Raw genomic sequence first — 21,082 nt, forward strand, 5'->3', positions numbered from 1 at the left:
CAAGCCGCTGTTCGACCAGTGGAAGGAGCAGGGCGCCGACAGCCCCATCGCCCGCTTGCGTACGGCCTCCGGGGCCAACGGTTACTTTCGCGCCCGCCAGCGCTTCCTCACCGAGCGTAAGGCCGGCGAGCGTGCCAGCCTGTTTATCGATCTGGTGCAGCCGCTGCTGCAGGCCATCGGCTACCAGCTGGCGCCGGAAAACCTTGCCCTGACCGACGGCGAGCTGCCGGTGCTGGCCACCTACCGCGATGCCAAGCACCAGCCGCTGCTGGTGATCGCCGCCGCCATTGCCGGAGTAGATGATGAGGAGCTTGGGCCGCTGCAGCTCAAGCCGCAGGCGACCGACAATCACGGCAAAAGCCGCCAGGCCGACAGCGATTGGGAAGAGGCTCTCAGCCGCCGTCTGTTCGCTGACGACCACCCGCCGCGTTGGGTGCTGCTGGTGCACCACGAAGAGTGGCTGCTGATCGAACGCAGCAAGTGGGGGCGCAAGGCGCTGCTCAGCTTCAAGCTGCCCGACCTGTTCGGCCCGCGTGATGACAAACTCCTGCGTGCCCTCGCGGCACTGGCCGGCAGGCAGTCGGTGCTGCCCGCCGAAGGCGGCGTGGCCCTGCTCGACAGCCTGGACGACAACTCCCACAAGCATGCCTTCGAGGTCTCCACCGACCTCAAGTATGCCCTGCGCGAATGCATCGAGCTGATTGCTAACGAGGCCATCTGGTACAAGCGCACCGTGGCCAAGGAAAAGGTTTACGAGCGCAACGACACCGACCTGGCTGAGCAGCTCAGCCGCGAAAGCCTGCGCTACATGTACCGCCTGCTGTTCCTCTTTTACATCGAGGCGCGCCCCGAGTTGGGCTATGCCCCCATCGACGCTGAGGCCTACCTCAAGGGCTACAGTGTCGAGCACCTGCGCGAGCTGGAGCAAACCCCGCTGACCACCAGCGAGGCGCAGGAGGGCTACTACTTCCATGAAAGCCTCAAGCAGCTGTTCGGCCTGATCTGGCAGGGCTTCCCGCGTCGTGCGGACAACAGCGGGCAGATGGACTTCACCGCAGGGCACGACCTGCTGCTCGACACTGGCTTTACCATTGCCCCGCTGCAAGGCCATTTGTTCGACCCGGCGCGCACGCCGCTGCTGGGCAGCGTCAAGCTGCGCAACCGCGTACTGCAACAGGTGATCGAGCTGATGTCGCTGTCCCGTGGGGGCGGCAAGCGCCGTCGTGGCCGTATCAGCTATGGCACCCTGGGCATCAACCAGCTGGGTGCGGTGTATGAATCCCTGCTGTCCTTCCGTGGCTTCTTTGCCGAGGAAGACCTCTATGAAGTCCGCCCCGACCCCAAAGGCAAAAAAGCCAGCACGGGCGAGGAGGGGGACGACGCCGACAGCGATGATGACCTCGACAGCAGCGACGAGCCGGAAAGCAGCGACGCGGATAAGAAGAAAGACGCCGAACTCGACCCGCTGCAAGCTGCCTATTTCGTCCCAGTCAGTGCCATTGGCCAGTACACCGATGCCGAGCGCCTGTTTGGTGGCAACCCGCGCAAATACGCCAGAGGCACCTTTATCTACCGCCTGGCCGGTCGTGCCCGGGAAAAGTCTGCCTCCTACTACACCCCGGAAGTGCTGACCCAGTGCCTGGTGGAGCATGCACTGAAGGAAATCCTCCCCGGCAAAACGGCGGACGAGATTCTTCAGCTCACCATCTGTGAGCCGGCCATGGGCAGCGCGGCGTTCTTGAACGAGGCTGTCAACCAGCTGGCAGAAGCCTATCTGCAGGCCAAGCAGAAGGAGCTGGGTCAAAGTATCCCGCACGAGCAGTACACCGAAGAAAAACAGCGGGTGAAGATGTACATCGCCGACAGCAATGTCTTCGGTGTGGACCTGAACCCCATTGCCGTGGAACTGGCCGAGGTCTCGCTCTGGCTCAACGCCATCTTCAAGGGCAGCCATGTACCCTGGTTCGGCTTGCAGCTGTACAACGGCAACTCCCTGGTCGGCGCCCGCCGCGAGGTGTTCAGCACCGCCCAGCTCACCCCCGGCAAGGGTGAGAACGGCCTGCCCGAGCGCGACTGGCGCGCCGCTGCCCCCAAGGCATTGCTGCTGACGCAAGCGCCACAGGCCACCGAGATTTACCACTTCCTGCTGCCCGCCGAAGGCATGGGCATGGTCAGCGACAAGGTGGTCAAGGCGCTGGAGCCAGCGGCCTTCGAGCAGTTCAAACAATGGCGCAAGGCCTTTACTGCGCCGCTGAGCAAGGATGAATTGCGCCGCGTACAGGCACTGAGCCAGGCCGCCGAACAGCTTTGGCAGCAACACGCCGAGGAACTGGCTCGGGTACGCAAAGCCACCTGTGACGAGCTGCACGTATGGCCGGACCCGGCGGCCAACCGCGCGCCCACCAGCACTGCGCAGAAGGACGCCATCTACCAGCGCGAGATGCTCAGCGAGGCGCAGAAAAACGCCAGCCCCTACCGTCGCCTCAAGCTGGTGATGGATGCCTGGTGCGCCCTGTGGTTCTGGCCGCTGGACAAGGCCAGCGAGCTGCCCAGCCGAGAACACTGGTGGTTTGTGCTAGAAACCGTGCTGCTGGGTAATGCCAGCCTGAGCAGCCCCCCAGCCGATGACCTGTTCCCGGAAACCCAACCGCAACAGGGGCTGGACTTCACCCCCGAGCGCGACCGCTACGGCCATGTGGATATCGCCGCACTGGTCGAGGCCCTGCCGCAACTGCAGGTGGCGCAGCAGGTAGCCGGTCAGCAGCACTTTATGCACTGGGCATTGGAGTTTGCCGATGTGTTCAAGGCTCGCGGCGGCTTCGATGTGATCCTTGGCAACCCGCCGTGGATCAAGGTGGAGTGGAACGAGCAGTCGCTGCTATCGGACTTTGATCCGCGCTTTGCTATTCGCAAGCTAAGCGCTTCAGACACTGCCAAGCAGCGTGATACCGTTTTTGCCGCGTTGCCTCAGGCCAAGTCTGACTACCTGGCCGAATGTGTGGCCACCGAGGGCATGGGGCAGTTCCTGAATGCCATACAGAACTACCCGCTGCTCAAGGGTCAGCAGAGTAACCTCTATAAATGCTTCCTTCCGCTGGTATGGCAGGTGGGCAGTGGCGTGCAGGCGTTGCTGCATCCGGAAGGGGTTTATGACGATCCCAAGGCTGGACCGTTACGTGCAATGTTATATCCACGTTTGCGGGCGCATTACCAGTTTGCCAACGAGCGCTTGCTGTTTGCCGAGGTCGATAACCACACGCGCTACAGCATCAATGTCTATGGGCGCGCTCGCCCTGAGATTTACTTCGTCACCGTGGCTAATCTACTTGATCCTGTGACGTTGGATCGTAGTTGGTCGCATGCCGGGAGCGGCAGAATCCCAGGAATGAAAACTGAAGAGGGCAAGTGGGAGCTGGCAGGGCATATCAATAGGCTCATTAAGGTTGAAGAGCCGTTGCTATCCACCTTCGCTCAGTTGTATGACACCGCTGGCACATCAGCAATGCAGGCACGTCTCCCCGCAGTACATAGTCGTGAACTCGTATCGGTGCTGGAAAAGTTCGCCCGCGTTCCACGTCGGCTGGGGGATTTGCAGGGCGATTACTACACCTTGGAAATGTGGCACGAAACCGGCGCGCAAAAAGATGGCACGATCCGTCGGCGCAGTCCCAGCGAGCAGGGCTTTGTCGCTGACCCTGCCGAGTTCGTGCTGTCCGGCCCGCACTTCTTTGTCGGTAACCCGCTCAATAAAACCCCACGAAAGATCTGCGACTCGAACAAAGCCTACGATGTCCTCGATCTAGATATCCTGCCCGACGACTACCTTCCGCGCGGAAACTACCTTCCCGCCTGCGATGCCATCGAATATGCCCGCCGCGTGCCGCGGGTGAGTTGGGTGGAGGAGGGGGAGCGCGAGGCGAGAGCTGCTACAAGGTATTACCGCATGGCTTTTCGCGGCATGCTAGCTCAGTCAGGTGAGCGTACTTTGACCGGTGCTGTTGTCACACCGGGGCAGGCACATATTAACGGCGTGCAAAGCACCGTATTCAAGAGGCCAGAGCATCTGCTTTACCAAGCGATGTTCTCGTCGTCGTTGCTCGCAGATTTCTATATCAAAACCACAGGTCGAAGCAATCTGCACTTTATCTGGGAGCAGTTTCCGTTAGTGCAGCTGCAGCCAACTGCTGCTTTGAGAGCCTTGGCACTTAACTGCCTCACTACCCACTACGCCGACCTCTGGCGTGATTGTTGGCAGCCTTCTTTCCAGCAGGACAGCTGGGCCAGCAACGACCCTCGCCTGCCACAGCACTTCTTCGCCCAGCTCACCCCAGAATGGCAGCGTAGCTGCGCCTTGCGCAGCGACTACGCTCGCCGTCAGGCGCTGGTGGAAATCGACGTGCTCGCCGCCCAGGCCCTCGGTCTGAATCTGGACGAGCTGCTGACCATCTACCGCGTGCAGTTCCCGGTGATGCGCCAGTACGAGCGCGATACCTGGTACGACGCCAACGGCCGCATCGTCTTCACCGCCAGCAAGGGTTTGGTTGGCGTCGGTCTGCCACGCAAACCCGGTAAGAAGGACGAGCCCTGCACCCTGATCCACCCCGACGGCCGCCGCGAAAGCAAACGCCTCGGCTGGGACGACGTAATGCCGCGCTCTACCGAAAACGGCATCGGCAAGCCCCAACTCGCCGACGGCACCGTCATCGAGCGTTGGGTCCTGGACGACACCCAACCCGGCGGCCCGATCAACCGCATCATCCGCTACACCGCCCCCTTCACCCTCGCCGACCGCGAAGCCGACTACCGCGTGGCCTGGACGCATTTTGCTAAGGAAGCAAGTCATGGCTAATCACGCTGCAAAATTGAGCAAGGCCGAGATCCAGCGCTTGTTGCCCGCTATGACGGAGCGGTTCGCTTTACGGGGCAAAGCCCCTATCGGAGAGCGCAGCGGTTTTGGTGCGGTATGGAAGGCGCTGGATACCTGGCTGGATCGCGAGGTGGCGATCAAGATCAGTCATGCCGATCTGTGTGAAGAAATCTTGCTGTGCCGCGATATCGAAGGGCAGACCGTGCGCATCTTCGACTACTTCAAGGGCGAGGACAGCTGGAACGCGTACGCCATGGAGTTGCTCGAAGCGCCCTGGATGACATTGTCGAGGTTTATCGAACAGCACAAGTACAAGGCCAATGATCTGCAGCACTACTACGACTGCTTCGAGATCGTTTATGAGGCGTTGCGCGGCCTAGCCGATATTCATGGGCGCCCATACAGCCGTAAGGGGCGGTACGTGCATGCCGATATCAAACCGGCCAACCTGTTCTTTCTCTGTCAGCCCAAGAAGCGCACCAATACGGTATTCCGCATGCCCGAGCATGAGCCGATGCTGCGGATCATCGATCTGGGCATCAGCACTCCGCGCGGCGAGCTGAATTTCGCGGGCACGCCTGCCTACGACTATCCGAAGAAGCTTGAAGCCCGCGTTGGGCATGACCTCTACTCACTGGGCATCACCTTTCTCGAGCTGCTGACCGGCGAACGCCCTGACCACTCGGTGATGGAGCACAAGACGCGTATCCGTACCTTCGTGGCTCGGCAGTCGTCTGGTAGCAAATTTGTCGATGAGCTGGCCATCGAGCTGGCTCGTAAGTGCGCACGTGCTGCAACGCAGGTGAATGTCACCGCCCGTAGTGTGTTAAGCGAGCTGGATAGACAGGTGTTTGAGGTAAACCCGCTCTACTGGCTGACGCTGCGAGCTATCAACAAGGGGCTTGAGCGAGGCCTGAAGAAGTCAGAGCTGGCCGAGTACCTATTCCCGAGATTGTCTGCTTTCTATGGTTGGATAAACCGCACGGAAGGGCGTATCGATCAACTCAAAGGGTTGATTGGGGATATGTACGAGCAAGAGATGCTGCTGCGTGAAGGCGGCAGCCAGCGCTATTTCGTGCGCGCCTAGCGGGTAGGCACCAACAGATAATTCCACTGATCACAAGGAAACGGATTTTGGCCACTCAAACCATTGAGCAGTTCTTCACCGGCAAGACCCTGGAAATTCCCGCCTACCAGCGCGACTACGCGTGGTCGACCAGCAACATCGACGACCTGTTCGAGGATATCGAGGAGGCCATGGAGCTGGATGGCGGCCATTACCTGGGTACCTTCATTCTGTCCCAGTCGGGCAAGTCGGCGCCGGTCAAGGTGGTGGATGGCCAGCAGCGGCTGACTACCCTGACCATGCTCCTGGATGCACTGGTGGATGCAGTGGAAGAGCCAGCCATCAAGGAGCATTACCGCGGCACCTATATCAAGCATCCGGTATACGGCCCCAAGTTCACTGTGCTGGGAGTCAATCAGGCGTTCTTTACTGCGCTGCTCAATGATGAGAATCCGCAGCCGGAGTCCGATGGGCAGCAGCGGCTGCTGGCGGCCTATCAGTGGATCCGCCATCGGGTGGCCGCCATCAAGACCCAGCAGGGTCAGGAGGCCATCAAGAACTGGCTGTTAGCGATCAGCCATCTTGAGGTGCTGGAGTTCACCGAAGGCAACGAAGGCAAGGCCATCCGTATGTTCCAGTCTGTGAACGACCGGGGGGTGCCGCTGGCCAAGATGGATATCGCCAAGAGCCTGTTGATCTACTACTCCAACCGTTTCCTGGATGGCGAGCTGGACGCGATGGTCTCCGATCGCTTTGGCGAGGCATTCCGCTGTTTCAGCCGGCTGAAAAAGCTGGCGGCCGAGCCGGGCTATCAGATTCGTCTGATCAATCGCGATCCGTTCCGCGAAGATGATGTGTTGCGCTATCACTACTTTGCTTTTGATGGCGAGAAGCACGATGTGGAGTCGGGGGCGGATTACAGCGCGACCTCTGAAACGGTGTTGGAGTCTTTCCTCAAGCCGGCACTGAAAGGCATGCGCAACGACCGCGAGCGTTTGGCAGCCTTTATCGAAGATTACGTCTGCGATCTGGAGCGTTTCTTCAAGGGCTTGTTGGAGCTGGCCGAGGCGACTCGCAGTAATCGTGAGCTGTATCTGTTACTGGTGGTACAGGACCTGGCCGCCACCCTTTACCCGCTGCTGGTGCGCCTGCACAACGAGCAGAAGCTGGATATCCGCGTACCGGAACATCTCGATTACACCCTGCTGCAACTGGTCGAGTTGGCGGATCTGCGCGTATTCAAGCTGCAGGGGACCAACCCCCAGGCAGACATGGCTGCATTGATGCGCGACTTCGGGCGACTGAGCCCTCTACAGATTGCTGAGCGGCTTATTTATTTCTGTCAGCGCTTTATGCCGAGCGCTCGTTTCGAAGCGAAGCTGGCCAACGAGGAGATGTTCCGTAACCCCGGCTTGTCGCGCATTCTGCTGGAAGCCGAGGGGGCTGCCAGAGAGGCTTCCGGGCAGCCGCGCCTGGATATATCCGACCTGGCACTCGTCAATACCGAAGGTCTGACCATCGAGCACATTCTGCCCCAAGAGGCTTCCTTTGGTGTGCGCCTGTATGGTTTCCACAGCACTGAATCCTATTTGGAGCACATTCATTTGCTCGGCAACCTGGCGCCACTGGAAAAGCGCATCAACAGCGCATGCAGCAACAGCTCTGTCGAGAAGAAGATGACCGAGTCCAAGCTCTACAGAAGCTCACAATTCAACCTGATCAAGACCCTCGCAGCCGGTGGCGCCAATAAAAGCCCTGCCTACTCCAAGGACGCCCTGATCGAGCGAGGTGAAGAGCTGGCCAAGTTCGCGGTGAAACGCTGGCCGCTGCTGGAGAGTGATTTGGTTGAGGAGTAAGCGGAGTGCTCTACAGACTTCGTGTTGATGACACGCGTAAAGCGCCCTGAGTTCTTCTCACGGTGCTTTGCGTATGAATTGAGTGAGCCGCATCAGGCACTAGCCACGCGGCCTAAGTGTTCCGCAAAGATCCAGCGTTCGATATTGGAGTAACTGAATGATTGGGAGTTATATCGAAGGCGTGCTGACATCTGTCTCAGCAAGCTCTGTGACCGAGATTTTTATCTGGCTGATGCTCGGTATTTTTGCGATGGCGGCGATCCAGGGAAAGAGCGGAAGGCATGGGCTTTTTCTGGAGCATGCACCGGCGGTATTGGTGTCGCTGGGCATTCTCGGTACTTTTGTCGGTATCGTGATTGGCCTGCTGGATTTTGATGCCCATGACATCAAGGGCAGCATCGAGGGGTTGCTCGATGGGCTGCGCACGGCCTTTATCACCAGCCTTGTGGGTATGACTCTCTCCATTTTCCTGAAGGCGCTGGATGCGTGGTGGTTTGCCCCGGCCCGCGGCCGTGCGGAACAGCCGGACAGTGTCACGCCCGAGCATATCTATGGTGTACTCACCCAGCAGGTCAAGCTGCTGGAGGGGCTCAATCAGTCACTGGCCGGTAATGAGGAAGGCTCGGTGGCGGGCCAGCTGAAGCTGATGCGCACCGACGTGAGCGATTTTCGCAACGGCATGGATCGCACCCACCGCGAGTTCCAGGAAAAGCTTTTTGTACAGTTGAATCAGTTCGGCGAGATGCTCGCCAAGTCGGCCACCGAGACGGTGATCGAGGCGCTGCGCCAGGTGATTCAGGATTTCAACAAGCACTTGGTGGAGCAGTTTGGCGATAACTTCAAGGCGTTGAACGAATCGGTCGGCAAGATGAATGAGTGGCAGGCACTCTACAAGCAACATGTAGAGGCCCTGGAGGCGCGCATCGAATTGGCGATCAATGAGCTGGAGCGTACCGCGACGGCTAATGAGGCGATTAGCCGTTCCCTGACCAGCTCGGAGCAGTCTATCGGCTCTATCGATAACCATTGCCAGAGCATCCCCACGGCTATTGGTCAACTGGAGCCTGTATTGCAGGTCAACCAGCATCAGATTCAGGAACTGCAACGGCATCTGGATGTGTTTATCGCCATGCGTGATCAGGCCACCAGTGCGGTGCCGCAGCTGCAGCTGCATATGGAAACGCTCTCCAGCCAGCTTGCTGAGGGTATGAAGGGCGTAATGACCACCATGCATGAAGGCGCACAGGAATTCGGCCGTTCGGTTGACATCACCAATGCGGCGTTGGCGGAGTCTGCGCATGTCGTGAGCAGCAAGTCCGAGCAGATTGCCGAGAACATGCAAGACGCCTCGCAGGAGTTTGGATCATCGGTGCGCGGAACACTCGAAAGCATGCTGAACAACTCCCAGGCGTTGGAGCGTCAGATGGGGCAGGCGGTTGAGCAGGCGGCCAGCTCCATGACCGAGGCGTTCCGCCAGGCAACCGGAAAGATTCAGGAGGGCCTGACCGGGTCGGTGGAGGCCGCCATGAATACCCTGCGCTCCAGCGTGGAAGGCAGCCTGAGTCATACCGAGGCGCAGATTCAGGGTTCGGCTAATCGCACCATGGGCGCTGTGGAGGCCCAGGTGCGCGAAGCCACTGAGCGTGCCAGTGCCTCGCTGCAAATCCAGCTCAACGCGATGGACCAGGCCATTGGCCGCGAGCTGGAGAAAGTCTTCAAGGAAATGGGCTCGGCTCTGGCCACTATCTCCCGGCGGATTGCTGATGATCATGCCGAGCTGACACAGCGGGTACGTGCCTGATGAGTGTGTTGGACAGCCTGTTTCGCAGCCGGCGCTCGAACAAGGAGGATGCCGAACACTGGATCGGTATTTCTGACCTGATGTCCGGGCTGATGATGATGTTCCTGTTCATCGCTGTGGCCTACATGTATTACGTGCAGGTTGAGCGGGACAACATCAAGGAGATCGCTGTCGCTTACAAGGACACCCAAGTGGCGATCTACAACGACCTGGTTAATGAGTTCAAGGCGGATCTGCCGCGCTGGAATGCGGCTATTGAACGCGACACACTGGAAGTGACCTTCAACAATCCTGATGCACTGTTTCGCTCCGGATCGCCGGAGTTGAACCCGCAGTTTAAGACGATGCTGGCAGATTTCTTCCCACGTTATGTGGCGGTGCTGTCCCGTTACCGCAAGGCTATTGAAGAAATTCGTATTGAAGGGCACACCAGTAGCGATTGGGGAAGTCTTCACGGAGAACAGGCCTACTTCCCGAATATGGCGCTCTCTCAGGATCGCACCCGCACGGTGCTGCAGCAGGTGCTGTCGCTGTTGGCGGCGGGAGATGATCGGGAGTGGGTTCGCTCCAGCTTTGCAGCGGTCGGCTACTCATCCTCGCGGCGCATTGTTGATAGCGATACTCAGCAGGAAAACAGCGCCAGCTCGCGGCGGGTGAACTTCCGTGTCATAACCAATTCGGAACTGCAGATCCGCAACATCATTGAGAGGCTCGATGGAAATCAGGGTTGATTTTTTCGAGCTGTGGGCCCAAGTGAAGCGGTTGAGTGAGGCTCCTGTTGAATTCGACTGGATGGCTGCGGCGCAACTCGATCCCATTGATATCGAGCTGCTGGAAGGGCGCGAGGTCCGCCTTGAAGATTTAGACGTCATCAACGGGCTTCTGAGCGTCGATGGACGTCAGGTGTTGCTGTATATCCCCGACCAGTTTTCTCCGGTCGATGTGGTGCAGACCTCGCCCGATAAAGGTAAGCGGTTCCATGTGGCGGACTGCAAGACGCTGGCGGATATGCGTGCAAAGGGCCGCTTCGAACGGTACTTGGTCACCAATAACCTAACGGGTGTTTTTCCGATCAGTGGCAAGAACAGCCGAGGCATGCCGGAGGAGCTGGATTCGCGCTTGCTGGTCTGCAAAAACTGCCTGGAAAAACTCAACTATCAGAACTATCGCCACGACAGTGCGCGTTTGCACATCTGGCAACGCTTTGAAATTGCCCATTTCTTCGAGACCTACAGCACCAGCTTCACCCATCTTCCGCGCAACCTCGGCCAACGTGCCATTGGTAACGATTACACGGCGGACTGGGCTGAAGTGTCAGCCGATGTGCGGCGACGCGGTGGATTCAAGTGCGATGGCTGTGGCCTGGATCTGAGCGAGCATCGCCATCTATTGCATGTGCATCACGTCAACGGCGTGAAGCAGGACAACAGCAGCGTCAATTTGCGCCCCTTGTGCGCAGACTGCCACCGCAAGCAACCGCTGCATGAGCATATGTTTATCTCCGTGGCCGATATGCAGCTGCTGACTCGCCTGCGTCGTGACCAGAGCATAACCGCTGGTGATTGGACTCAAGTACTTGAGATGGCCGACCTTTCAGTGCATGGCGCTCTGATGCATGCAAGGCACAAAGGATTTGAAGTGCCAGAAGTGGGTTATGGGTTGATGAACCAGAGCCAGGTGATTACGTTCGAAGTGGAAGTGGCCTGGGAGCAAAGACGTGTCGCCATCAGTATCACCGCTGCTCCGAAAGTTTCTGGTTGGGAGATTCTAAGTCCAGCTGATTTTATTGATCAATATTCGTGATTCAATGGGGTTTATGCTGGCTGATTTGTTTATAAGTGTAAGATAAAGGTCATTTTGAAGCGTTTTTCCTGGAAGAAATAAATGTCATTTTTCAAGAATGCCAAGACCCTGATTTCTGCCTCGGCAAGAGCTGCGGGTCGGTCTGTTGAGCTAATGGCAGATCTGGCCGTTAGACTGGAGCATGAAACAAATATTTTGGCACTTCGTGCAGCTGTCAATAATCTTGAATTGCTTGAGAAAAATCCAAAGGTTGATCTGGAGGGGCGTGGCCGTGTTCAGCTTAGGAAAGAGCTTTTTGAGAAGTATGATGAGCTGATTACTTTACTTGGACCGCAAGAGAGGCTGGATTTTGAGGCTAGGAAAGAGGCCTTGATGCGATCTGAGCGCCTGGAGAAGGTGCACGCCTTGAATTCCCGAATAGCTGAAATGGAGCTTCGCGTTAAAAAGGGAGGTTACAGCCTTCCAGTTCAGGAACAGCGGGCTCTACAAAATCTCGTCGACAGCTATGAGCAGCTCTTTAAGTTCGATAGTTGTAATCGCACTGCGGAGCTTGTCAAGCGGAATCGGCAGCTGAAATTGGATATCGAGGCTCTAGAAGTGCGTCGTCGTCGAATTAAGGAGGATTTTTTTCCTTCCGGCATAAAGAAGAGCCTGATTCGATTTCTGGATGAGAAAAAAGAGGGTATTTCCGAGTGCTGGTACGAAACTGGAGTCCTTAAGGCCCAAGTTGATTTTAAGGCTGGACTGGCTCACGGTAAGTGTGTTTTTTGGTATGAGAGCGGTGCCCTTGAGTTGGATGCAATATGTCGTGGTGGTCATATTGTTTTCCCGTCTACCGGATACTCCAGTAATGGTGTGAGGGTAATAGAGTTATTGGGTGATTGTGTAAGAGTCAGGATGTGGAATGGGGTTTATCTTGGCTGTTATCGGTTAGGGTCTAGCGTCTTGTTTGCTAAATTCCGGATGTTTTTTCGCCTGTTGTTCAGTTTTAAGACCGTTCGAGAGTTTTATCGGGCTAAGAAGGGTGGCCCGGAGAAGGATTTTTTTAATGAATTTATGGGTGTTATGCGGAAGCTTACTGTAGATGTGGGTGATGTTTTTATGTAGATCAAGAATCTATATTGGCGTTAATATAGGCTCGGCTTTTGCTGTGCTGTGCGAAACTTAAGTTGAATTGCAAGATTTGCGAGTCTTGTAATTGCTGTCGCTCTTGTCCGGCAATATATGCCAGTTATTCCTATAGGAGTGTCTGGTTAATTTAATAAGGAAATTAGTGCATGCAACCCTTGATCGTTTCCCAGCAGCTCACGCAGGGCGTCGCGGATTTCCTGCGTACGGCATTTCCCTCAACCACGAATGGTTTCGAGGGCTTGTTAGAGCGGTTTCTGGCGCAGCGCAGCAATGTGTTCAAGGGCCCCTACCTGTCGCTGCCTTTGCCTTTTCGCAAGCATGTGGGGGATGGCACGCCGGCCTTTCCCTGGCTGTTCGAAGGGTTTGTGCCGCACGCGCATCAGGCCCGTGCTTTCGCTCGGCTGAACGGAGCTTCGGCTCAATCGACCCTGGTAGCAACCGGTACCGGCTCAGGTAAGACCGAGTGCTTTCTGTATCCGATTCTGGAGCATTGCCGGCAGTCGCAGGCCGAAGGGCGGCGAGGGATCAAGGCGATCATCCTGTATCCGATGAATGCCCTGGCTACTGACCAGGCCGGACGTGTCGCTAAGGAGATTGTCAAAACGGCTGGGCTGGCAGGGGTTCGAGCGGGCTTGTATGTAGGGGATGCGCCTGCCGAGCTGTCGCAAATGGTACGCCGCCTGGAGGATGGCAGCTTTTCGGTGATTACCGATCGCGATGTGCTGCGTAGCAATCCGCCGGATATCCTGCTGACCAACTACAAGATGTTGGATTTTCTGCTGATTCGTGCCGCCGATACGCCGCTGTGGGTGCATCAGCAGCCGGATACGCTGCGCTATTTGGTAGTGGACGAATTGCATACCTTCGATGGTGCGCAGGGTACCGATTTGGCCTGTCTGATCCGTCGCCTGAAAGGCCGCCTGCAAACTCCTCCTGGGCAACTGGTGTGTGTAGGGACTTCAGCCACTCTGGGCGATGATGGGGTAGGTGAACTACTGGCGTTTGCGGGTGATGTATTCGGCGAGGCGCTGGATGAGCAAGCGGTCATCTCCGAAGATCGTGAGTCGGTTGGCGATTACCTGGCTGAGGCTCTGGTGGAGTTCACCCTGAGCCCGCAGCCTGCGCAGGTGGATGGGCTGCCTCCTGAACAATATGCCGATCTGCCTGCCTATCTAGCTGCTCAAGCCGAGCTGTGGTTTGGTGAGCCGTGCACGGCCGAGCAGGTGCAGGACTTTCGTTGGCGCTGTGAGCTGGGAGATCGACTCAAAAGCCACTTTGCCTTTCAGAACCTGCTGCGTGACCTGGAACGGTTAGGGCCTAAGTCGGTATTGCTGGACGATCTGCTGACGCTGTTGCAGCGTCGCCTGCCCGCTTGTGATGAACCACGTTACCCCATGCTCTGGTTGTCCAGCCTGCTGGCGCTGGTGGCCCATGCGCGTAAAGACGCACATCAGGATTTCTTCCTGCAGGTGAAAGTTGAAATCTGGCTGCGTGAGTTGCGCCGCATGGTCGCTGTGCTGGATGAGCACCCGCAGTTGCGTCACCACGATGATCTGCGCAAGGCCGATCTGACGCGCTTGTATCTGCCGGTGATCCACTGCCGGGAGTGCCATGCCACGGGCTGGGGTGCGACTGTGCAGAAGACCAGCCCCAATCAGTTGGGGCACGATTTGCAGGGATTCTATAGCGCGTTCTTTGCCGAAGATGTGGCGACCCGATTCGTCTTCCCTGTGGGTAACGAGCACAACCCTGCGGTGTTTGAACGCAAGCAAGTCTGTCCTGCTTGCGGCACCTTGCATCCGGATGCGCAAAGCCACTGTGCCCATTGCGAGGATCAGCCGTTGGTGCGTGTGGATATTGCCCACAACCTGCGAGAGAGCACCCGCAATGGTGCCAAGTTCACCAAGGCGCACCACGACTGTCCTTATTGCAATGGCTATAAAACCCTGACCATTGTTGGCTCCCAGGCAGCCAGTCTGGCGGCGGTGATGGTCGGGCAATTGTTTGCCAGTCGATTCAATGCGGACAAGAAGTTGATCGCTTTTTCCGACTCCGTGCAGGATGCGGCTCACCGTGCTGGCTTTCTTGCTGCTCGTACCTGGCGCCTGAATCTGCGCCCGGCGTTGGCTCAGGTAATCGTTCAGGCGGGTGAGCGGCCTCTAACCCTGGCTGAGCTGCCGGCAGCCTTTGCCGGCTTCTGGCGTGCCAGGCTGGGCGATGGTCACTACGTGGCCAACTTTTTGCCGCCGCAACTGCAATGGCTGCGTGACTTCGAGACCCTGGTGGAGGAAGGCCGGCTGCCCGAAGGCAGCAACCTGGGGCGTGAGCTGGACAAGGTACTGCCTTGGGTGCTGAAAGCCGAGTTCGGGCAGGACGCGCATATCGGCCGAACCTTGGTTGCGACGGCAACGGCCAGCGTGGTGCCGCTACCTGGTCGATTGCAGCAGGCGGTGGACTGGATGGGGCCTCGCCTGCGAGAAGCCCTGGAACCATTGGCAGGCACTCACGGCAATGACTTGGCCGTGTTTCTTCATGGCCTTATCCAGATGCTGCAGCGTTTGGGGACCTGGCGTGACCAAGAGCTGGATTTTTATGCGCGCATGGGCAGCAGTCCCTGGGGGTACAAGAAGAACCCCAGCCATTTCAAACTGCTCAGCGGCCCCAGACCTCCGCGCTTTGTCACCTTGACCGAGTACCAGCGTTGCGCATCCGTGAGTGGCAGCCATTCCGGGATATTCCGCGCCTGGGCATTCCAGGCGTTGCCAGAGCTGGATGGGCTGGCGCTGGGTGCCGAGCAGCTGTGGTTGCCGCTGTATCGTCTGGCATTCGAGGCTTTAGCCGAGGCGGGGCTGGCAGATTATGTGGAGGCAGAGGGCAAGTCGGATATCCGCGTATGGGGGCTGCAGCCGGATGCCTTTGCTGTTTTGCCGGGTGGTCGAGGCTGGCGCTGTGATCGTTGCCATAGCAGCCTAATGGCTGGACCGGAAGAGAACCTGGCTGGGCAACCGTGCCGTCGTAAGGATTGCCGCGGACATCTGCACGCATCTGCCGAGCAAGGGGATTTTTACCGCAAGCTCTATCTCAATGCCGATATCCAACGGGTGGTTGCTCATGAACACACCGGGCTGCTGCCTCGTGATACACGCGAGGCGGTTGAGCGCAACTTCAAGTCCGATAGCGGGCGCCCGGGTGCGATAAATGTGTTGTCGGCAACGCCCACGTTGGAGATGGGTATTGATATCGGTGACCTATCCAGCGTGCTGCAATGTTCGGTACCACCTCAGCAAGCCAATTACATTCAGCGTGCTGGCCGGGCAGGGCGCAGTACCGGTAATGCGCTGCTGATGAGCCTGGCTGCCAGCAAGCCGCATGACCTGTATTTCTGGGAAGACCCCAAGAGCATGATCGCCGGTTCGGTCCAGGCACCGGGGGTTTTCCTGAATGCTTCTGCGGTGCTGGAGCGGCAGCTGACCGCCTTTACCCTGGACTGCTGGGTGCAGCAGAATGGTCGCAATGCGCAGATACCTGCAGAAATTCGCCAAGTGTTTAGTGCCATCGTTAATCAGAGTACAACGCGCTTCCCCTATCCTTGGCTGAGTTTTGTCGAGCAAAACCGGGCACTCCTACTGGAGCGCTTCCTGCGACTGTTCAATCACGGGGCTCAGGCGCCACTGAGTGAAGCTACGCAGCAGTTCTTACAGCGTTTCATCGAGGGTGATGAAGCGCAGAACAGCCCGTTGGCGCTGAAGATCATCAACCGCTTGCAGGGTATTGCCTCCGATGTGGAAAGCATCAAGCGCAAGCGCGATGCCACGGTCAAGGAGATCGACAAGCTTCAGGCACTGCCAGTGCGTGGTGAAGAGCAGGAGGAGGAACTGTCCCGTCTGACGCAGGATCGCACGGCTCTAGCGCGACTGATCGGCAGCATTGAGGGCAAGGCGACGCTGAATGTGCTTACCGATGAGGGCCTACTGCCGAACTATGCCTTCCCCGAACAGGGCGTTCTGTTGCGCTCGATGATTGTGCGGGACTCCAAGCCGGGTACTGCGACACCGGATTCGGAAACCTTTGAATATGAGCGGCCGGGGTCAACGGCCATTACCGAGTTGGCGCCGAACAACACCTTCTATGCCGAAGGGCGCAAGGTGGTGATCAACCAGGTCGATGTGTCCAAGGTAAAGCCAGAGTACTGGCGCTTTTGTCGGCAGTGCTCCTATACCGAGCCCCTGAGTTCCGGGGATCAGCATCCGAGCTGCCCTCGTTGTGGCGATGGTTTGTGGAAAGACAGTGGTCGGGTGCATGAGATGCTGCGCCTGACCACGGTATTTGCTCGAACCCTGGATCGCGATAGCCGTATTGCCGATGACTCGGATGAACGTGAGCGCGGCTTTTATGTGCGTCAGGCTCTGGTGGATAGCCCACCTGATGCCGTACGCCAGGCATTCGTGTTCGATCAGCAAAGCTTCCCCTTTGGCTTCGAATTCCTCGACAGGGTGACCTTCCGCGAGGTCAACTTCGGTGAGCAGTCGGAACAGGGCGCGCCGATGGAGATCGGCGGCAAGGAGCTTAACCGCCCTGGATTTAGCATATGCACCGAGTGCGGTACCTTGCAGCGCAAGCGTAAGGCCGAAGAGCTGTTCCGTAATCACGCATCTTGGTGCTCCAAGCGTAAGAATCCTGAAGCCAGTACCCAGCAGTGCGTGTTCTTGTACAGGGAGTTCACCAGTGAAGGTATTCGACTGTTCCTTCCCGAGGTCGGCTTTGCCGATACCAACGAAGCGCTGTTGAGCTTCGTGGCTGCGTTGGAGTTGGGTCTGGCCAGGCGCTTCCGTGGGGCGGTTGATCACCTGCGAATCGCGTTGGATATGCGTATGGCTGCCGGTTCGGACAATCCGCGTTGCTATCTGGTGATCTATGACAGTGTGCCCGGAGGTACGGGCTATTTGAAGGAGCTGATGCGCGCACCGGAGCCGTTGTTGGAGGTGTTTGAAACGGCCCTCAAGGCGCTTGATGAGTGCAGTTGCAATCAGAATCCGGAAACCGACGGTTGCTACCGCTGTGTCTATCGCTACCGCAACAGCCATGAGCGCCAGGCGATCTCTCGCAGCACGGCGCAGAAGCTGTTGGGGGAAGTGATGCAGCACAAGGGTGGACTGCATCCGGTCAATCAACTGGCTGATGTGCAGCCTAATAATCAGCTGCTGGAAAGTGTGCTGGAGAAGCGTTTTATCGAGGCTCTGCGCCGTGAGCATGATGGCGGCAAGTTCAAGCTGAGCGAGGTGCTGTTCAAGGGCAAGGCTGGTTATGAATTGCAGGCCGGTGGGCGCCGCTGGCGAGTGGAGCTTCAGGTGCCTCTTGGGGAGGCCGATGGTGTGGTGGTGTCGTGCAGGCCGGACTTCGTGTTCTGGCCTGACGACACTGTGGATGATCTGCCGATTGCGTTGTTTGTCGACGGTTGGCAGTACCACAAGGACATCGTGGCTACTGATCTCGTCAAGCGTATGGCCGTAGCCAAGAGCGGGCGTTTTTCTGTCTGGACATTGACCTGGGACGATGTTGAAGCGGCTCTTATGGGGCAGGCAGTTAAGACCCCCTCTCCCTGGCCAAACCTGATAGAGGCTCAGTCCCAACAGGTCGTTGAGAAACTCTGTAGCGTCATGGGATTACAGGGCTTCTCCAGCTTTGCCGTGCTTGAGCCATTCACTCAGCTGCATCGGCGCCTTGCTGGTGTCACAGGCGCGCAGATGCGGCAGTTCAGTGTTGCGCTGGCGGTGGGGCTGTTGATGCCGCGGGGGGATCAGGCTGCATTGCAGGCCATGAAGGGGCGGGTCTTTTGGCAACGGTTGGATGAGCTGGCCTTGCTGCCGAACCATGCCGATTTACACCAGTCGCTCAGGGCGCTAGGTGATGGCGTGTCCATGACGTTGGCGATGCGTGCTGACCAATTGCGCCAGGTAATGAGCGGCAAGTGCGCAGCTGATGACGAGCCTTGGCTGGCCTTGGAGTGGCTGCAAGAGAATATGGGGGGCAATGAGATCAAGCTGCGCTGGCAGCAACTCTGGCGTTTGCTCAACCTGCTGCTGCCTTTGCGCCATCTGTGGGCCGGTTCTGCCGATATGCCCGGTCTGGTGGCGCTGTTAAACAGCCCTCTGTTGCAGCAGTCGGACGTAACGGCTGATTGGCTGGAAGCATTGGAAAATGTCGCTACTGAACTCTCATCCTGGTGTCAGACCCTGGCCACCATGGGGGTTAATGCACCGATTGCCGGTTTTGAATTACTGGATGATAAGCAATGTGTGCTAGCGGAGGTAGAGCTGGCTTGGCCGGCATTGAAGGTGGCGATTTTCCTGCCGGACTACTCGGATACCCTCGGTGTATTTGAGAGTCGAGGGTGGCACTGTTTTGTCGCTGATGGCGGGGCGCTGCCTGAACCGCTACGTAATCTTTTGATGGAGACTCTGGCATGACGCTGGCCCCGAAAATCGCGATGTCTGACGACTTTCTCAAGTCCTTTGCTGCTGTGCCTCGTGCTCAGCAGTTGGCCGTGCTGAATTTTGTGGCCAAGTTTCGGCAGAACCCCATGGCTTCAGGGATCAATTACGAGCGCATTCGTGATGCTGCCGATGCGAACATGCGCTCGGTGCGCATCAATGACAATATGCGTGGCATTGTGCTCAAGCCGGATGTGGGCAATGTGTATTGCTTGCTCTGGGTCGATCAGCACGATGCAGCATACCAATGGGCCAGCCGCCATCGCGTAGCTATTCATCCTGATGTGGGCAGTATTCAGGTGTATGCGGTGCATGAAGTCTCCGAGGTTCAGCCTGCGCAGTCCGAGCAGAGCCTTGAGATGGCTGGCCTTTTCCATGCCCTCAAGGATCGCGAGATTCGCCGCTTGGGGGTTCCGGATGATCGGTTGTCGGCAGTGCGGGCGGTGTACGCCGAGGAGCAGCTGGAAGCTCTTCAGAGTGTGCTTCCCGATGAGGCCTTTGAGGCGCTTTATCTTTTTGCAGCTGGTGATTCTTACGAGAAGATCATCAGCGAGCGAAGCGCGCCAGATGAAGTGGATCAGAGCGACTTTGCTGCGGCGCTTGAGCGTGATGGCAGCCGTCGTCATTTTGTCGTGCTGACGGATGACAGCGATCTGGAGGCTTTGTTGGCCGCGCCCCTAGAGCGCTGGCGAGTGTTTTTGCATCCTAGCCAGCGCAAACTGGTGGAGCGCGACTGGAATGGCCCGGTCAAGGTGACGGGCGGTGCCGGAACCGGGAAAACGGTTGTGGCGATGCACCGGGCAGCGAGGCTTGCACGCCAATACGCGGCACTGTCTGGTAAGCCTGTTCTGTTCACCACCTTCACCAAAACGCTGGCTGAAGACATTCGCCAACATTTACAGATGCTCTGTACACCGCAGGAGCTGGAAAAGATCCAGGTGGTCAACCTTGATCAATGGGCCTTGGGTCTGTTGCGCCGCTTTGGTTACCCCCATGAGTTGCTCTACAAAGAGGCGGATCGTCGGCGTTTCTGGCAGGCAGCGATGTCTGCCATGCCTGCGGGGGCTGATTTATCTCTGCCCTTTATGCGTGCCGAATTCGAGCGTGTTGTGCTGCCCCAGGGCTGCGAAACGGCAGATCAATATATGCGTGCCAGCCGTATTGGCCGCGGAGGACAGCTTGGGCGCGCCCAGCGCAAGTCAATCTGGCCGGTGTTTGCCGAGTACCGTGCACAACTCCAGGCAGCCAATCTTCGGGAGCCGGAAGAGGCATTTCGCGAGGCATGCCAGCTGTTGGAGCGGGAGAAACCGGTATTGGGCATACGCTCCATGGTGGTAGACGAAGGGCAAGACATCAGCGCTGCAGCCTTTGCCTTGATCCGCGCAGCCGTGCCTCCCGCTGACAATGATCTGTTTATCGTTGGAGATGCGCATCAGCGTATCTATCGGCACAAAGTCGTTCTGAGTCGAGTAGGCATTGAGGTGCGTGGCCGTAGTCGCAGTCTGCGGATTAATTACCGTACAACGGATGAGATTCGTCAGTGGGCCTGTGCGCAGTTGGAGGGCTGCAGCGTTGATGACCTGGATGGTAACGCCGACAGCTTGCGTGGCTATCGCTCACTCACCCATGGCGATGCGCCAGACCTCATGCGTTCATCTTCGCTTCAGGAGGATGGAGAACATATCCAATCGCTTCTGAATCAGCTCCAGGCCGATGGTATTGAACTCCGCCAAGTCTGCATTACGGCGCGGACCAACGACGATCTCGATGCTCTAGGGGAGGGACTCAAACGCGTCGGGATCCCCACTCTGCGCCTGGATAACTCGACATCAGATGATGCTTCGGCTGAGGGGGTACGCCTGGCAACCATGCATCGCATCAAAGGACTTGAGTTTGGCGTGATCATCGTGGCGGCCTACAAGGGGGCTGTGGCCTATGCCGAGCAATTTAGTCGTGACGAGGATGCGGGGGTGGCCGAGGATACCGAGCTGGCCGAACGTTGCCTGCTGCATGTGGCCGCGACGAGGGCTAAGAGGAATTTGTTTGTATTGACTCGTGCCAACTGAT

The 21,082-nt window shown here is 57.8% G+C and carries 9 protein-coding genes; all 9 read left to right on the forward strand.

All coding sequences use genetic code 11. The annotated features are described in order from the left end of the window. Window positions 1-55: 55 nt before the first annotated feature. The 9 genes from ACSX1D_RS02675 to ACSX1D_RS02715 all read left to right on the forward strand — a co-directional run bounded on the left by ACSX1D_RS02675 (window position 56) and on the right by ACSX1D_RS02715 (window position 21,081). Complete coding sequence (locus tag ACSX1D_RS02675) at window positions 56-4,849, forward strand: Eco57I restriction-modification methylase domain-containing protein (protein WP_439860866.1); 4,794 nt, start codon at window positions 56-58, stop codon at window positions 4,847-4,849. Then, the gene (locus ACSX1D_RS02680; protein WP_439860867.1) at window positions 4,842-5,954 is read left to right on the forward strand and encodes a serine/threonine protein kinase; all 1,113 of its coding nucleotides are present in this window, start codon (window positions 4,842-4,844) and stop codon (window positions 5,952-5,954) included. The genes ACSX1D_RS02675 and ACSX1D_RS02680 overlap by 8 nt, the downstream gene beginning before the upstream one ends. A 47-nt stretch (window positions 5,955-6,001) precedes the next feature. Beyond that, on the forward strand, window positions 6,002-7,789 hold the full coding sequence (locus ACSX1D_RS02685) for a DUF262 domain-containing protein (RefSeq protein WP_439860868.1): 1,788 nt from the start codon (window positions 6,002-6,004) through the stop codon (window positions 7,787-7,789). Between the two features lie 157 nt (window positions 7,790-7,946). After that, window positions 7,947-9,590, forward strand: a complete 1,644-nt coding sequence (locus ACSX1D_RS02690) for a hypothetical protein (RefSeq protein WP_439860869.1) — start codon at window positions 7,947-7,949, stop codon at window positions 9,588-9,590. Continuing rightward, window positions 9,590-10,321 carry an OmpA/MotB family protein gene (locus ACSX1D_RS02695; RefSeq protein ID WP_439860870.1) on the forward strand — a complete coding sequence of 244 codons (732 nt, stop codon included), beginning with the start codon at window positions 9,590-9,592 and terminating at the stop codon, window positions 10,319-10,321. The genes ACSX1D_RS02690 and ACSX1D_RS02695 overlap by 1 nt, the downstream gene beginning before the upstream one ends. Then, on the forward strand, window positions 10,305-11,393 hold the full coding sequence (locus ACSX1D_RS02700) for a hypothetical protein (protein ID WP_439860871.1): 1,089 nt from the start codon (window positions 10,305-10,307) through the stop codon (window positions 11,391-11,393). Before ACSX1D_RS02695 ends, ACSX1D_RS02700 begins: the two co-directional genes overlap by 17 nt. Window positions 11,394-11,474: 81 nt before the next feature. Continuing rightward, on the forward strand, window positions 11,475-12,500 hold the full coding sequence (locus ACSX1D_RS02705) for a toxin-antitoxin system YwqK family antitoxin (RefSeq protein WP_439860872.1): 1,026 nt from the start codon (window positions 11,475-11,477) through the stop codon (window positions 12,498-12,500). Window positions 12,501-12,670: 170 nt separating this feature from the next. Further along, window positions 12,671-18,991: a DEAD/DEAH box helicase gene (locus tag ACSX1D_RS02710; protein WP_439860873.1), complete on the forward strand. Its 6,321-nt coding sequence runs from the start codon at window positions 12,671-12,673 to the stop codon at window positions 18,989-18,991. Continuing rightward, the gene (locus ACSX1D_RS02715) at window positions 18,988-21,081 is read left to right on the forward strand and encodes a UvrD-helicase domain-containing protein (protein WP_439860874.1); all 2,094 of its coding nucleotides are present in this window, start codon (window positions 18,988-18,990) and stop codon (window positions 21,079-21,081) included. The genes ACSX1D_RS02710 and ACSX1D_RS02715 overlap by 4 nt, the downstream gene beginning before the upstream one ends. Window position 21,082: the final 1 nt, after the last annotated feature.

Source organism: Pseudomonas sp. MBLB4136 (genome assembly GCF_051904765.1).
Classification (GTDB): Bacteria; Pseudomonadota; Gammaproteobacteria; order Pseudomonadales; family Pseudomonadaceae; genus Aquipseudomonas.

Excerpts from the sequence above, each read along its gene's own strand:
- ACSX1D_RS02680 (WP_439860867.1), top strand. The coding sequence starts at position 4,842 with ATGGCTAATCACGCTGCAAAATTGAGCAAGGCCGAGATCCAGCGCTTG.
- ACSX1D_RS02690 (WP_439860869.1), top strand. The coding sequence starts at position 7,947 with ATGATTGGGAGTTATATCGAAGGCGTGCTGACATCTGTCTCAGCAAGC.
- ACSX1D_RS02695 (WP_439860870.1), top strand. The coding sequence starts at position 9,590 with ATGAGTGTGTTGGACAGCCTGTTTCGCAGCCGGCGCTCGAACAAGGAG.
- ACSX1D_RS02700 (WP_439860871.1), top strand. The coding sequence starts at position 10,305 with ATGGAAATCAGGGTTGATTTTTTCGAGCTGTGGGCCCAAGTGAAGCGG.
- ACSX1D_RS02705 (WP_439860872.1), top strand. The coding sequence starts at position 11,475 with ATGTCATTTTTCAAGAATGCCAAGACCCTGATTTCTGCCTCGGCAAGA.
- ACSX1D_RS02710 (WP_439860873.1), top strand. The coding sequence starts at position 12,671 with ATGCAACCCTTGATCGTTTCCCAGCAGCTCACGCAGGGCGTCGCGGAT.
- ACSX1D_RS02715 (WP_439860874.1), top strand. The coding sequence starts at position 18,988 with ATGACGCTGGCCCCGAAAATCGCGATGTCTGACGACTTTCTCAAGTCC.